1 protein-coding gene is annotated in these 667 nt (G+C 45.4%); it reads right to left on the bottom strand.

What is annotated here, in order from left to right:
• Positions 1-64 precede the first annotated feature (64 nt).
• On the bottom strand, positions 65-667 hold a 603-nt coding region (locus A3729_RS32235; protein ID WP_197475563.1), incomplete at its 5' end, for a DUF2971 domain-containing protein.

Genomic DNA, 667 nt, shown 5'->3' with positions numbered 1-667 from the left:
AGTATATGGCTAACCAGGAAGCAGCTGAGCAAGTTAAGGTCGCTTAGTTCAAGTTGACTTTATCTCAATCAATGGCTGTGCGATGGAGTATATATTGGCCGGGGTCCAGCCGGCACTCCATAAGCTCAGCATGTCGGTAGCGTAAGTCAGTGCTCAAGAGGTTAACGAGCGCTTTTTTTAGTTCCGCTGTCATATTTGCCCCGCAGGTGACGGACTTGATCACCGTATTGGGGATTTTATGAAGGTGAATACTGAGTTCATCGACGTTTATGAGCTTGTCACTCACTGATGCCGGCCGTAATAAGCGCCACTCTTGCTCATGAGAAAAGTGTTCACTACGGTGAAATAGTGAAATGAAAGGATGTGAGTCTTTCAGCTTTAACGGACGCTCTGCACTATACTTCACTGGCTGAAACATTTGAGGGGCATCTCGGTATTGAGGGGCGGTAAAAAACTCATGAGTTTGGTCTAGTTCGATGACCATACCTCGGTGATTAGCCGCTTGATACTGCCAGAGTAGCGAGTTATCTGCTCTTTCAGATAAGCATAGCAGTGTTAGATTTTTCTGTTGTTTAGCCGACACTGTACTCACTTGCGGTACAGAACGTTGTCTTATTTGTGCTTCAATACTGGCTCGTTTGCTTTGGGATTGTTCTTCAAAATACTC

Source organism: Oleiphilus sp. HI0043, from assembly GCF_001634935.1.
Note: the sequence above shows the minus strand (reverse complement) of the source record. Positions and strands in the feature narration are given on the sequence as shown.